General features: G+C 64.4%; 15 protein-coding genes. 4 read left to right on the forward strand and 11 right to left on the reverse strand.

What is annotated here, in order from left to right; genetic code table 11:
• Window positions 1-63: 63 nt before the first annotated feature.
• The 3 genes from ispG to dxr are packed head-to-tail and all read right to left on the reverse strand — an operon-like array spanning window position 64 to window position 3,677.
• The gene (gene ispG, locus AB0366_RS12335; RefSeq protein WP_179273381.1) at window positions 64-1,227 is read right to left on the reverse strand and encodes a flavodoxin-dependent (E)-4-hydroxy-3-methylbut-2-enyl-diphosphate synthase; all 1,164 of its coding nucleotides are present in this window, start codon (window positions 1,225-1,227) and stop codon (window positions 64-66) included.
• A gap of 38 nt (window positions 1,228-1,265) precedes the next feature.
• Window positions 1,266-2,477 (reverse strand): RIP metalloprotease, encoded by a 1,212-nt coding sequence (locus AB0366_RS12340; RefSeq protein ID WP_121870132.1) that lies wholly within the window; start codon window positions 2,475-2,477, stop codon window positions 1,266-1,268.
• Between the two features lie 6 nt (window positions 2,478-2,483).
• On the reverse strand, window positions 2,484-3,677 hold the full coding sequence (dxr, locus tag AB0366_RS12345) for a 1-deoxy-D-xylulose-5-phosphate reductoisomerase (RefSeq protein ID WP_366244177.1): 1,194 nt from the start codon (window positions 3,675-3,677) through the stop codon (window positions 2,484-2,486).
• A 67-nt stretch (window positions 3,678-3,744) separates the two neighbouring features.
• Here dxr and AB0366_RS12350 point away from each other — a divergent pair, with 67 nt between their 5' ends.
• Complete coding sequence (locus AB0366_RS12350) at window positions 3,745-4,266, forward strand: DUF1990 domain-containing protein (RefSeq protein ID WP_366244178.1); 522 nt, start codon at window positions 3,745-3,747, stop codon at window positions 4,264-4,266.
• 17 nt (window positions 4,267-4,283) lie between these two features.
• Here AB0366_RS12350 and puuE read toward each other — a convergent pair whose 3' ends face one another.
• Window positions 4,284-5,183, reverse strand: a complete 900-nt coding sequence (gene puuE, locus AB0366_RS12355) for an allantoinase PuuE (RefSeq protein WP_366244425.1) — start codon at window positions 5,181-5,183, stop codon at window positions 4,284-4,286.
• A 217-nt stretch (window positions 5,184-5,400) separates the two neighbouring features.
• Here puuE and AB0366_RS12360 point away from each other — a divergent pair, with 217 nt between their 5' ends.
• Window positions 5,401-5,670, forward strand: a complete 270-nt coding sequence (locus AB0366_RS12360) for a DUF2631 domain-containing protein (protein ID WP_121870134.1) — start codon at window positions 5,401-5,403, stop codon at window positions 5,668-5,670.
• Window positions 5,671-5,678: 8 nt separating this feature from the next.
• Here AB0366_RS12360 and rlmN read toward each other — a convergent pair whose 3' ends face one another.
• Window positions 5,679-6,830: a 23S rRNA (adenine(2503)-C(2))-methyltransferase RlmN gene (gene rlmN / locus AB0366_RS12365; RefSeq protein ID WP_121870135.1), complete on the reverse strand. Its 1,152-nt coding sequence runs from the start codon at window positions 6,828-6,830 to the stop codon at window positions 5,679-5,681.
• Between the two features lie 127 nt (window positions 6,831-6,957).
• On the opposite strand from rlmN, the gene AB0366_RS12370 reads away from it, so the two are divergent.
• Complete coding sequence (locus tag AB0366_RS12370) at window positions 6,958-7,377, forward strand: lipopolysaccharide assembly protein LapA domain-containing protein (RefSeq protein WP_366244179.1); 420 nt, start codon at window positions 6,958-6,960, stop codon at window positions 7,375-7,377.
• A gap of 93 nt (window positions 7,378-7,470) precedes the next feature.
• On the forward strand, window positions 7,471-8,325 hold the full coding sequence (locus AB0366_RS12375; protein WP_170946041.1) for a CoA ester lyase: 855 nt from the start codon (window positions 7,471-7,473) through the stop codon (window positions 8,323-8,325).
• Window positions 8,326-8,368: 43 nt separating this feature from the next.
• On the opposite strand, the gene AB0366_RS12380 is transcribed toward AB0366_RS12375, so the two are convergent.
• The 6 genes from AB0366_RS12380 to rpsB form a co-directional block, all read right to left on the reverse strand.
• Window positions 8,369-9,067: a class I SAM-dependent methyltransferase gene (locus AB0366_RS12380; RefSeq protein ID WP_366244426.1), complete on the reverse strand. Its 699-nt coding sequence runs from the start codon at window positions 9,065-9,067 to the stop codon at window positions 8,369-8,371.
• A 38-nt stretch (window positions 9,068-9,105) separates the two neighbouring features.
• Window positions 9,106-10,020, reverse strand: coding sequence for a phosphatidate cytidylyltransferase (locus AB0366_RS12385; protein WP_121870138.1), 915 nt, complete (start codon window positions 10,018-10,020; stop codon window positions 9,106-9,108).
• 36 nt (window positions 10,021-10,056) lie between these two features.
• Window positions 10,057-10,614 (reverse strand): ribosome recycling factor, encoded by a 558-nt coding sequence (gene frr / locus AB0366_RS12390; protein WP_121870139.1) that lies wholly within the window; start codon window positions 10,612-10,614, stop codon window positions 10,057-10,059.
• Between the two features lie 55 nt (window positions 10,615-10,669).
• The gene (gene pyrH, locus AB0366_RS12395) at window positions 10,670-11,398 is read right to left on the reverse strand and encodes a UMP kinase (protein ID WP_032397808.1); all 729 of its coding nucleotides are present in this window, start codon (window positions 11,396-11,398) and stop codon (window positions 10,670-10,672) included.
• Between the two features lie 177 nt (window positions 11,399-11,575).
• Complete coding sequence (gene tsf / locus AB0366_RS12400) at window positions 11,576-12,400, reverse strand: translation elongation factor Ts (protein ID WP_037189637.1); 825 nt, start codon at window positions 12,398-12,400, stop codon at window positions 11,576-11,578.
• 159 nt (window positions 12,401-12,559) lie between these two features.
• Window positions 12,560-13,450 carry a 30S ribosomal protein S2 gene (gene rpsB, locus AB0366_RS12405; protein WP_366244181.1) on the reverse strand — a complete coding sequence of 297 codons (891 nt, stop codon included), beginning with the start codon at window positions 13,448-13,450 and terminating at the stop codon, window positions 12,560-12,562.
• Window positions 13,451-13,682: the final 232 nt, after the last annotated feature.

Genomic DNA, 13,682 nt, shown 5'->3' on the forward strand with positions numbered 1-13,682 from the left:
TCCAGAGAACCTGTTCCGCCGGTGGCAGAGCGGCAAACCGGACACCGAATCGGTCGAACCTGCTCAGCTGACGGTCACGACCGGTGCGCCACCGTCTGCAGTCTCATCCTTGTCGTATTCCTCGGCGATGCGCATTGCTTCCTCGATCAAGGTCTCTACGATCTGTGCCTCGGGCACGGTCTTGATGACCTTGCCCTTGACGAAGATCTGGCCCTTGCCGTTGCCCGACGCCACGCCGAGGTCGGCATCGCGCGCTTCTCCCGGACCGTTGACGACGCAGCCCATGACGGCGACGCGAAGCGGAATCTCCATGCCTTCCAGGCCTGCGGTTACCTCGTCGGCAAGGGTGTAGACGTCGACCTGCGCACGCCCACACGACGGGCAGGAGACGATTTCCAGCTTGCGGGGACGCAGATTGAGCGACTGCAGAATCTGGTTGCCCACCTTGATCTCCTCGGCGGGCGGCGCCGACAGGGAGACGCGGATGGTGTCGCCGATTCCCCTGGACAGCAAGGCACCGAACGCCACCGAGGACTTGATGGTGCCCTGGAAGGCGGGGCCTGCCTCTGTGACGCCGAGGTGCAACGGGTAGTCGCACTGCGCGGCCAGCTGCTCGTAGGCGGCGACCATGACGACCGGGTCGTTGTGCTTGACGGAGATCTTGATGTCACCGAATCCGTGTTCCTCGAACAGACCCGCCTCCCACAGCGCGGACTCGACGAGCGCCTCCGGCGTCGCCTTGCCGTACTTCTTCATCAGGCGAGGGTCGAGCGATCCGGCGTTGACGCCGATGCGGATCGGAATGTTCGCGTCGCCGGCCGCCTTGGCGACCTCCTTGACGCGTCCGTCGAATTCCTTGATGTTGCCCGGGTTGACGCGCACCGCAGCGCAGCCTGCGTCGATCGCGGCGAAGATGTACTTGGGCTGGAAGTGAATGTCTGCAATCACCGGGATCTGGCTCTTCCTGGCGATGATCGACAGCGCATCCGCGTCGTCCTGTGTGGGGCATGCCACACGCACGATGTCGCAGCCCGACGCCGTCAGCTCTGCGATCTGCTGCAGCGTGGCATTGATGTCATGGGTTTTGGTGGTGCACATCGACTGCACCGAGATGGGGCTGTCGCTGCCCACTCCCACCGATCCGACCTGCAGTTGCCGCGTCTTACGGCGAGGCGCGAGTACGGGCACCGGCGGTGCTGGCATTCCCAATCCGACTGACACGGTCACGAGTGGCCTTCTTTCCTAGCTACGACTGACGAGTCTACTTAGAACAATTGAATCGGGTTGACGATGTCCGCCGTGAGCGTCAACAAGGAGAACCCGATGAAAACGACGATGACCACGTAGGTGACGGGCATCAGTTTCATGTAATCCACCGGCGCACCGTCGGGCAGACCCCGGCGGTTGCGGAACAGATTGCGGATGCGCTCGTAGATGGTCACCGCGATGTGGCCGCCGTCGAGCGGCAGCAACGGCACGAGGTTGAACGCGCCGAGGAAGAAGTTCAACGACGCGAGCAGACCGATGAACGTCGGCCAGTTGTCGTTCTCCGCGGCCTGGCCGCCGATGACACTGGCTCCGACCACACTCATCGGCGTATCGAGGCCGCGCTCACCACCGAAGATCGACTCCCACAGCGCCTGCACCTTGGTCGGCAACTGCACGAGCGCCTTGCCGGTCTCCACGAAGATGTCGCCGGTGAAGACGAACGTCTCGGGCACCGCCTCGATCGGGTTGTACCTGATGTTCGGCGGAGGACCGCCGGTGATACCCACTGCCCCGACCGTCGTCGATTCTGTCGCTCCGGTGTCAGGATCGATGATGTATCGCTGAACCTGGAGGATCGGAACACTGAGAGTCTGCGAAGCACCGTCGCGATCGACCGTCAGCTCGACCGACCCGGTCGAGTCCCGGATGGCGAGAACGACCTCGGACCAGACCTCGGTCGGCTCACCGTTCACTGCAGTGATGATGTCGCCCGTTCGCAGTCCGGATGCAGCAGCCGGACCGTCTCCCGAACACGGCGCGAGTTCACCGTCCTCGGTCTGTGTCGGACTGACACAGACGACGCCTTGAACCGTCGTCGTGGGCGTCACCCGATCGGGCGTGCCCCACCCGAGTACGAGTGCGTAGATCAGCACGATTCCCAGTACGAAGTTCATCGCGATACCGCCGACCATGACGACGATGCGCTTCCACGTCTTCTGGCGGTACATCGCCCGCTCGACCTCGTCGGGAGCGAGTTCGTCGATCGCCGTCATTCCGGCGATGTCGCAGAATCCGCCGGCCGGGATCGCCTTGAGTCCGTATTCGGTCTCGCCTCGCCTGAAAGAGAAGATCTTGGGGCCGAAACCGATGTAATACCGGCGGACCTTCATGCCGAGCGCTTTCGCGGTCCACATGTGTCCCGCCTCGTGCAGTGCGATCGACACACCGATGCCGACGGCGAACAGCACCACACCCAGAGCGAACAGCATGTGAGTCTAAAGGCCCTTCTGTTTCAGGAGCTCACGCGCATGTGCGCGAGCCCAGGAATCCGCCGCGAGGACGTCGTCCACGGTAGTCGGCACCGCCGACCAGTCCCCGCCGCCGTCGCTCAGAACCGCACGCACCGTGCGCACGATCTCGGGAAATTCGATGCGGCCGGCCAGGAACGCGTCGGCGGCGATCTCGTTGGACGCGTTGTACACCGCCGTCATGCACCCACCCATGATTCCGGCCTCGCGGGCCAGCTGCACGGCAGGGAACACTCGATCGTCGAGTGGCTCGAAGTCCCAGGAGAACGCTGCTGTGAAATCGAGCGCACGCGCGACGTCCGGCACTCGATCCGGCCACCCGAGCGCCAACCCGATCGGCAGCTTCATATCCGGCGGGCTGGCCTGCGCAATGGTGGATCCGTCCACGAACGTGACCATCGAATGGACGATGGACTGCCGATGCACGGTGACGTCGATCTTCTCGTAGGGCACCCCGAACAGCAGGTGCGCTTCGATCAGCTCGAGGCCCTTGTTGACCAGGGTTGCCGAGTTCAACGTGTTCATCGGACCCATCGACCAGGTGGGATGGGCCGCGGCCTGAGCAGGGGTGACCGACTTCAGTTCCGCTTCGCTCCAGCCCCGGAACGGTCCACCCGATGCGGTGAGGATCAGTCGATCCACCTCGCTTCGGTGGCCACTGCGCAGGCACTGCGCCAGCGCCGAATGCTCCGAGTCCACCGGAACGATCTGTCCCGGGGCGGCGGCGGCGAGCACGAGTTCGCCGCCGGCAACCAGCGATTCCTTGTTGGCCAACGCCAGCCGGGCACCGGTCTTCAGCGCCGCCAACGTCGGTTCGAGACCGAGCGAACCCACCAGCGCGTTGAGCACCACGTCGGCCTGCGTCGACTCGACGAGCTCGGTCACCGCACGGGGCCCGCTGAGAACCCCGGGGAAGTCGAGCTCGGCGGCAGCGGCGGGGTCGGCCACGGCGACCCGCCGAACACCGGTCTCGGCGATCTGACGGCGAAGCAGGTCGAGGTTTCCGCCGCCCGCCGCAAGACCGACGACGACGAAGCGATCCGGGTCGGCGGCGATGACGTCGAGCGCTTGGGTTCCGATCGAGCCGGTGCTGCCCAACAGCAACACGCGAATCGGCTCGGGGCGATCGGAGGTGGTCGTTCGCACGCGGTGGTCTGGCACCGGTCCATTGTTGCCTACCGAGCCTGAGAAACCCCTATGCGCCGCCGTAGCTGGCACGCTGGAGGCCATGGACGTCTCGAAGTATCGCGCGGAATCGTTCAACTACGCCGATGTGGGGGCAACGAGCGGCAGGCTCCCGGCCGGTTACCACCACGTCGAGAAGTCGCGGGTCATCGGATCCGGAGTCGAGGACTTCGTGGCTGCAGCCGACGCGCTGATGCGCTGGGACATGCATCGCGGCACCGGGCTGAAGGTCCACTCCAGCGACGACCACGCCGTCCCCGACGCCGTGGTGGTTCTCACGCTCGGACCCATCCGTATCCCGTGCCGGGTCGTCTACGTCATCGACGAGGCCAACCGACAGGGCTTCGCCTACGGCACGCTCGACGGCCATCCCGAATCCGGCGAGGAACTGTTCCACGTCGACTACTCCCCCGAGGACGGAACCGTCTCCGCGCACATCACCGCGTTCTCGAACCCTGGCCGCTGGTACACCAGGCTCGGCGGTCCGGTGGGCAAGCGTGTCCAGGCCCTGTTCACCGACCGATATCTGACTGCGTTGGCGACAGCGTGCCGGTCGCCGCGCTGATCGAGAACTCCCCCCGATCAGGAGACCGGTGGGTGCACCGCGCGCCAGTGCTCGGCGATGTCGATTCGTTTTGCGACCCACACCTTGTCGTGAGACTGAACGTGATCGAGAAAACGCTCGAGGGCGGCGATGCGAGCCGGCCTGCCGACCAGCCTGCAGTGCAGTCCGACCGAGAGCATCTTGGGGCTGCCGTTCTCCCCCTCGGCGTAGAGCACGTCGAACGCGTCCCGCAGATGCGCGTAGAACTCGTCCCCGGTCGAGAAACCGCCCGGCGAGGCGAATCTCATGTCGTTGGTGTCGAGGGTGTAGGGCACCACCAGATGATCGACCACCTCTGAGCCACGAGTGACCTTCTCCCAGTAAGGCAGATCGTCGGCGTAGGAATCCGAGTCGTACACGAATCCGCCGTGCTCGACGACGAGCGACCGGGTGTTCGGAGAGTCACGTCCGGTGTACCACCCGAGCGGGGCCGAGCCGGTGAGGCCCTGAAGGATGGCGACGGCCTCGGCCATGTGCTCGCGCTCGACGTTCTCGTCGATCTGTTGATAGGACAGCCACCGCAGTCCGTGACAGGCGATCTCGTGTCCCAATTCCGCCAGTGCGGCAACCACTTCCGGGTTTCGTTCCATGGCCTTCGCCACGGCGAACACCGTCAGGGGTAGGTCTCGCTTCTCGAACGCCCGCAGCACCCGCCACACGCCGGCCCTCGAGCCGTACTCGTACAGCGACTCCATGCTCATGTGACGGTTCGGAAAGGCTTGTGCCCCGATCATTTCCGACAGGAACGTCTCGGATTTGGTGTCACCGTCGAGGACGTTGTTCTCCGCACCCTCCTCGTAGTTGAGGACGAACTGGACCGCGATGTTGGCCTCACCCGGCCACTGCGCGTGCGGCGGCGTGCGGCCGTACCCCACCATGTCTCGGGGGTAGCTAAGCGGAAACTGGGTCAGCGGATGCGGAAGGCGCTCGGACGTCACCGCCGCAGTCTCTCACCGAAGTCGGCAGTCGCGCCGGGTGAGCACCCAACCCTGATGGCTACGACGGGCGGTCGTATGCCAATATTGTCCGAACGCGGCAGGCTCGACGCCTCGTGAAGGACGACTTCGAGAATTCATCACCCGAGAGGACCGACCGGTGGCAAATACCGAACTGGAATCCGCTTCGTACGACCCGGTCGTCGATACCCGCAACGAGGTGCCGGACGTGCCGTCCGCCGAGTGGGGTTGGAGTGGTGAATCGAACCGCGCGATGCGGGTGGCCGCCCTCGTCGTCGCCGCGTTCCTGCTGTTCATGATGATCGGCAACCACACCGGCAAGGTCGAGGATCTGTGGTTGATCGGATTCGCGGTGACGCTGGTCGGCCTCGTCGTGCGAGACGTGATCGTCCGCCGCAAGCCCCGCTAGCAACCGATTCAGTTCTCGGCTGCCAGCTGACCGCACGCCGCGGCGATTTCCTGACCGCGGGTGTCGCGGACGGTGCACGAGACCCCCTGCGCGATCACCCGTCGAACGAATTCTCGCTCCACCGGCTTCGGGCTGGCGTCCCACTCGCTGCCCGGAGTCGGATTGAGTGGAATCAGGTTCACGTGGACCCGCGAGCCGAGCGCCTTGTGCAGCTTCTTGCCCAGCATGTCGGCTCGCCACGGCTGATCGTTGACGTCTCGGATCATCGCGTACTCGATCGAGACCCGACGACCGGTCTGGTCGGCGTAGTACCGCGCTGCGGACAGCACCTCGGCAACCGACCAACGGTTGTTGACGGGAACCAACGTGTCGCGGAGTTCGTCGTCGGGCGTGTGCAACGACACCGCCAGCGTCACCGACAATCCCTCGTCGGCCAGCTTGCGGATGGCCGGTGCCAGACCGACCGTCGACACCGTCACCGAACGCTGCGACAGGCCGAGCCCGTCGGGCGCAGGCGAAACGATCTTGCGCACTGCGGAGACGACCCGCTTGTAGTTGGCCAGCGGCTCGCCCATCCCCATGAACACCACGTTCGACAGACGACCCTCACCGCCGGGAACCACGCCGTCGCGCATGTCCGCAGCCGCCGAACGCACCTGATCCACGATCTCGGCCGTCGACAGGTTCCGGGTCAGGCCGGCCTGACCGGTGGCACAGAACGGGCAGGCCATCCCGCAACCGGCCTGGCTCGAGATGCACAGCGTCGCGCGGTCCGGGTAGCGCATCAGGACGCTCTCGAGCAGAGTTCCGTCGTTGGCTTTCCACAGGGTCTTGCGGGTATCACCGTCGTCGCACGCCAGATGTTTGATCGCCGTGAGCAAGGTCGGAAAGAGGTCGGCTCCCACCTTCTCGCGCGCCTCGGCGGGAAGATCGGTCATCTTGGTGGTGTCTGCTTCGAGGCGGCCGTAATAGTGCCGAGCCAATTGATCGGCGCGGAACGCAGGTAGACCGAGTGCCTTCACGGCCTCGCGCAATCCTTCTCTGTCGAGATCGGCGAGGTGGCGTGACGGCATGCCGCGACGTCGGTCGGTGAAGACCAGGGGGAGATTCGGCCTCGTCTGCTCGGTCGAAGTGTTCGTTGCGTCGGCGGCCTCACTCATACCTCCATTGTCCACCCGATCGCCTCGCAGTCCTATTCGCGTCTGTTTCCGTCCGTTACCCGATGGGTATCGAGGTCGTGGCCGAATGCACGTGCATTCGGCCTTCACGTGCGAAAGGATCATCGACATGGCCACCAGAGCAGACGACAGCCACGAGACACCGCTGGACACATCCAAGGCGGTTCACCCCGGCGACCACAGCGCCTCGGGTGACCTCGCTCCGATCACGACTCCGGATTCGGACGGTCATTCCGCGCCGGATCCCGAGTTCGTCCCGGAGCCCCAGGCGAGCAGTTCGTCCGACATCGCCCACACCCGCACCGCTGCGCTGTGGACCGGCCTGGTGGTCGGGGCCCTGGTTCTGGTGATTCTGCTCGTGTTCATCGTGCAGAATCTCGACTCCGTCACCGTTCAGATCTTCGTCTGGCAACTCGATCTGCCACTGGGCATCAGCATGCTGCTGGCCGCAATCGCGGGCGCACTGGTGATGGCGATGGTCGGCGGAGCCCGAATCCTTCAGGTCCGACGCGCAGCGAAGAAGAAGTAGCGACACGAATCGTGAACACTATGTACAGAAGGTGGCGCGCAGCGACTGAATCGATCAGGCTGGAGGTGCCCCACTTCACTCGAGGAGCATGACGTGACAACTTTCATGGAGACGCCCGTGGCATCCGGCGTTGCCCCCGACCGCGCCCGGTCCTGGCTGCTGGTTCCGGCCACCAAGCCCGAAACCTTCGGCGATGCCGTTGCGTCGGGAGTCGACGCCGTCATCCTCGACATCGAAGACGCAGTCGCTCCGGCCAAGAAGCCGGCCGCGCGCGAAGCGGTCGTGCGGTGGCTCGGCGAAGGTAACTCGGCGTGGGTCCGCATCAACGATGCAACGACCCCTTACTGGGCCGATGACCTCGCCGCATTGTCCGGTCTGCCCGGACTGGTCGGCGTCATGCTCGCCAAGACCGAGAGCGGCGGCCAGGTCGAAGCCACGGCTGCTCGCCTGGCACCCGGCACCCCGATCCTGGCACTGGTGGAGTCGGCGATGGGACTCGAAGCCGCAACCGAGATCGCTCGCGCAGATTCGACGTTCCGTCTCGCCTTCGGCAGCGGCGACTTCCGCCGCGACACGGGCATGAGTGACGATCCGCTGGCGATGGCCTACCCCCGTTCGCGCCTCGTCGTCTCCTCACGCGCGGCGCGCATTCCAGGACCGATCGACGGGCCGACGCTGACGGCCAACGACAGCATCCTCGGACGCGATGCCGCCCTGACCCTGTCGATGGGCATGACGGGCAAGTTGTGCATGCATTCGGAGCAGGCTGCCATCGTCAACCGCGAGCTCGCCCCGTCGCCCACAGATGTGTCGTGGGCTCGTGACGTCATCGATGCCCTCGGTGCCGACGGAGCGCACGTCAAGGACGGAAGCGACCTGCCTCGCCTGGCGAAGGCACTCAAGATCAACGAGCTGGCCGAGATCTTCGGGATTTCCGCCGCCTCCTGACGTCCCCGCAGTCGAGGTGCGTCTCCCGAGTCCCACCGGCTCGCTAGCGCAGCTCGATTCCGGTCGGCTTGTATCGAACGTGAACTCGATACCGGACGTCGAACGAGACACCGTCCACCGACTTCATGGCGTCGCGCGCAACGCGTGGTCCGAACTCGATTCCCAGCACATCGCGCAGTATGCGTCGATTCGGAAACGACCACCTCGTGTCGACGCGGGTGAGCGCAAAACCCTGTGCCTCGAAGAACGCCTCGACCGTCGACGGGTCGTAGTGCGGTAGATCCGCCCGCATCCAATCTCCGTACGGCGAGGCGGTCGCGTCCAGATCCACGACGACCAACGCTCCTCCCGGCACGAGCACTCGCATGGCGTCGACGATTCCCGGCCCGCAGCCCGGTCCGAAGAAGTACGCGGTGCGCGCATGGACGACGTCCACGGTGCCGTCGCCGATCGGGAGGGAATCCGCCTGCGCGGTCCTCACCTCGACGTTCGGCAGGTCCGCGACACGCTTTCTCGCCGCGGCGGCGAGTGGTTCGTGCGGCTCGATGCCCAGTACCCGTTCGGCATCGGACGCGAACATCGGAAGATGAAAGCCGCTTCCGCAGCCGACGTCGACGACCGTCTTCGCTGTCCAGTCCGCCACCGACCGGATCGAATCGAACAGAGCACCGTCGACGTCCTGAGCGCGGTTCTCCGCCTCGTACAGGTGCGGCCAGTTCCAGATGTTCGGGCTGGGGATCACCCCGGTGAGATCACTGCGCACGCCCGAGAGCAGTCTGCTCAGAGAAGCACGGTGAAGACGAGCCATGCCACGAAAGCCGAGGGCAACAGCGAATCGAGCCTGTCCATGATGCCGCCGTGGCCGGGCAACAGGGTGCCCATGTCCTTGATGCGAAGATCACGCTTGACCTGCGATTCGATCAGATCGCCCAACGTGCCGGTCACCACCAGGACGACACCGAGAAGGATGCCGATCATCGAGTTGGCCTCGAGGATGAGCGTGACGGTCAGTAGACATCCGATGATGCAGAAGATGAGCGACCCGACGAGCCCCTCCCAGGACTTCTTCGGGCTGATGGCCGGTGCCATCGGGTGCTTTCCGAACAACACACCCGCGATGTAGCCGCCGATGTCCGAACACACGACGCCGATGACGAACACCAGGATGCGGCCTGCGCCGTTGTCCTGCAGCACCATCAGCACGGTGAACGAGGCCAGCAGAGGCAGCCAACATGCCACCAGGACGGTGACGGAGAGTTCTTCGAGGTAATTCTTCGGAGCGGTTCCGAATCCCTGCCGCAGCAGCAGCCACACCATGCAGACCACGATGGTGCCGACCGCTGCGCTGAGTACACCGACTGCCCCGAACGGCCAGCCGAGCCAGATCATCGCCTGACCGCCGATGATGAGAGGAATGCGGGGCACGAGAACGCCGCCCTCACGAAGGCGCTTCGACACCTCGTAGGTTGCGACGGCCAACGCGACGGCCACCACCCCGATCCACACCAGCGGGACGAAGACGAGGACGAGAATCAGGCCGATTCCCAACGACCCGCCGACTCCGATCGCGGCGGGCAGATTCCGGCCTGCCTTGCCCGTCGACTTCGCTGCGGCGACCCCGGACGAGGCAGCGGGCGTACCGCTGCCCTCCTGCCGATCCGGTCCCACCACTGTCGTCATCTCCTCGAAATTCATCGTCGTCCGTCGTGAAAAGCAGCTGTCGAGGTCGAGTCAGACCTCCATCAGCTCGCCCTCTTTGCGCTTGACGAGATCGTCCACGGAGGCGGTGTACTTCGCAGTGGTCTTGTCCAGATCGTTCTCGGCGCGGACGACCTCGTCCTCGCCTGCTTCGCCGTCCTTCTGGATTCGCTTGAGCTCTTCCATCGTCTTTCGGCGAACGTTGCGAATCGACACCTTCGCGTCCTCGCCCTTGCCCTTGGCCTGCTTGACGAACTCGCGGCGACGTTCCTCGGTGAGCTGCGGAACTCCGATTCGAATGAGGTTGCCGTCGTTGGTGGGATTGACACCGAGGTCGGAGTTGCGAATCGCGGTTTCGATGGGTCCGAGCTGACTGGACTCGTACGGCTTGATGACCACGAGGCGCGCTTCGGGGACGCTGATGCTGGCCAACTGAGTGATCGGCGTCGGAGCACCGTAGTACTCGATGACGATGCGGGAGAACATTCCGGGGTTGGCACGTCCGGTGCGAATCGAGGACAGATCGTCACGTGCAACCGATACGGCCTTTTCCATCTTCTCTTCGGCGTCGAAGAGAGCTTCGTCAATCACGATCTGTCCTCCATCGTCTTCGTCTTCGATTCGCTCACGTCACCGTCGGCAACGATCACGACGTGACCAGCGTGCCGATCTTCTCACCGGACACAGCGCGAGCAATATTTCCCTGAATCAGCAAATTGAACACCAGCATCGGCATCTGATTGTCCATGCACAGGCTGAAGGCCGTCGCGTCGGCAACCTTGAGTCCCTGTTCGATGGCCTCGCGGTGCGTGATGGTGTCGAACATCGTCGCATCGGGGTCGAGGCGCGGATCGGCCGAATACACGCCGTCGACTGCCTTGGCCATCAACAACACCTCGGCACCGATTTCCAGCGCGCGTTGCGCAGCGGTGGTGTCGGTGGAGAAGTACGGCATGCCCATGCCTGCTCCGAAGATCACGACGCGACCCTTCTCCAGGTGCCGTCGCGCGCGGAGCGGAAGGTACGGCTCGGCGACCTGACCCATGGTGATTGCCGTCTGTACCCTGGTTGCCACTCCCTGCTTCTCCAGGAAATCCTGCAGCGCAAGGCAATTCATGACGGTACCGAGCATGCCCATGTAGTCCGAGCGAGACCTGTCCATGCCGCGCTGCTGCAGTTCCGCACCACGGAAGAAATTGCCACCGCCGATCACCACGGCGACCTGCACTCCGGTGGCCACCACCTCGGCAATCTGCTCGGCAACGTTGTTCACGACATCCGGATCGAGACCGACCTGGCCGCCTCCGAACATCTCCCCACCCAGTTTGAGCATCACGCGTCGGAACCCGGGACGGTCAGGGGCCGGATCGGTCATAGCTCTCCTCGGTACTCGTCGAACACTACGGTTTCCTCTTGGATCATCCTGCCCTATCGAAGCCCGGGTGGTGGACAGGGCTCCGACATGCACACCCACCTGCCCTGCGCACGAGCGATGCCGCCCACTCGATGGAATCGAATGAACGGCATCGCCTCGACCGAACCGGTGTGCAGACTAGCTGGCACCGACCTCGAACCGTGAGAAGCGGGTGATGGTCACGCCTGCCTCGTCGAGAATGGCCTTCACGGTCTTGTTGCCGTCCTGCACCGACTTCTGTTCGGTGAGAACGACGTCCTTGAAGAATCCGTTGACGCGACCTTCGACGATCTTCGGCAGAGCCTGCTCCGGCTTGCCTTCTTCGCGAGCGGTCTCCTCGGCGATACGACGCTCGGCGGCAACCAGATCCTCGGGGACCTCGTCGCGCGTGACGTACTTGGCCTTGAGGGCCGCGATCTGCATCGCGGCAGCGCGCGCAGCGTCGCCGGCGGCATCGCCGTCACCGGTGTACTCGACCAGCACGCCGACAGCAGGCGGCAGGTCCGCGCTGCGCTTGTGCAGGTACGTCGCGGTGTTGCCGTCGTAGGACACGACGCGACGCAGCTCGAGCTTCTCGCCGATCTTCGCCGACAGCTCGTTCAGAGCCGTTTCGACAGTCTTGCCGTTCAGGTCGAGCGCCTTGAGGGCATCGACATCGGCCGGCTTGCCTGCTGCAGCCGTCGCCGCAACGGACGCGGCGAACGTCTGGAACTCGTCGTTCTTGGCCACGAAGTCGGTCTCGGAGTTGATCTCCACGAGCACTCCACCCTCGGCGACGACGAGGCCTTCGGCGGTGTTGCGCTCGGCGCGCTTGCCGACGTCCTTGGCACCCTTGATACGCAGGTACTCGACGGCCTTGTCGTAGTCGCCGTCGTTCTCGGCGAGCGCGTTCTTGCAGTCCATCATTCCGGAGCCGGTGAGCTCACGGAGCCGCTTGACGTCGGCGGCAGTGTAGTTCGCCATCGTGGGCGAGCCTCCTCAAAGTCTGGGTACGGGCGTTGACGAAAAATGCTGTTCTCGGGCCGTGATCGACGGGCTCACTACGGAGCCGTACCGACCACAACCCTGACATACCGAAGCGGCCCCGGCCCACCCCTGAGGGTGAACCGGGACCGAATTCGATCAAGCCTGAGCGGCCGGTGCTTCTTCTGCTGCCGGTGCTTCTTCTGCTGCCGGGGCATCGGCTGCGGGAGCCTCTGTTGCCGGAGCGTCCGCTGCGGGGGCATCGGCTGCCGGTGAAGCCTGAGCGAGCTGCTCGAGCTCCCACTCGGCGAGGGGCTCGCCTGCGGCGACCTCGGGCTTGGCGTCGGATGCAGTGTTCTGACCTGCTCGCGCCTGCACGCCCTCGGCAACTGCGGATGCGACGACCTTGGTCAGCAGCGCAGCGGAACGGATCGCGTCGTCGTTACCCGGGATCGGGTAGTCGACCACGTCGGGATCGCAGTTGGTGTCGAGGATCGCGATGACCGGGATGTTCAACTTGCGCGCCTCGGCAACCGCGAGATGCTCCTTGTTGGTGTCGACGATCCAGATGGCCGACGGAACCTTGGACATGTCCCGGATGCCACCGAGGGTGCGGTCGAGCTTGGTCATCTCACGCGTGAGCATGAGGATTTCCTTCTTGGTGCGACCCTCGAAGCCACCGGTCTGCTCCATTGCCTCGAGCTCCTTGAGGCGGAGCAGACGCTTGTGGACCGTCTGGAAGTTGGTGAGCATGCCACCGAGCCAGCGCTGGTTCACGTAGGGCATACCCACGCGAGTTGCTTCAGCGGCGATGGACTCCTGCGCCTGCTTCTTGGTACCGACGAACAGAACCGTGCCGTTGTGAGCGACGGTCTCCTTGACGAACTCGTAGGCCTTGTCGATGAAGGTCAGAGTCTGCTGCAAGTCGATGATGTAGATGCCGTTGCGGTCGGTGAAGATGAATCGCTTCATCTTCGGGTTCCAGCGACGGGTCTGGTGTCCGAAGTGTGTGCCGCTGTCGAGCAGCTGCTTCATTGTTACTACAGCCATGGCTGAAGAACTCTCTTTCGATGGTGCGGTTGACGCAGAGTGTCGGTGACCTCTGCCCTGGCGGCCGCTGAAGTTGCCGGACCTGACACCACGAAGATCTCAGGACCGCCGACAACCGGTTCTCGTATCGGTGATTCTGCTCGAAGCAGACGATGCGATGGAAACGGACGCGCGAAGTCGACCCGTGCACGCACAGGCCGCAAGTGACGAGTGTAGACCTGCCACCGCCCCC

The sequence above is a fragment of the Rhodococcus sp. NPDC076796 genome (genome assembly GCF_040702765.1).
GTDB lineage: Bacteria > Actinomycetota > Actinomycetes > Mycobacteriales > Mycobacteriaceae > Rhodococcoides.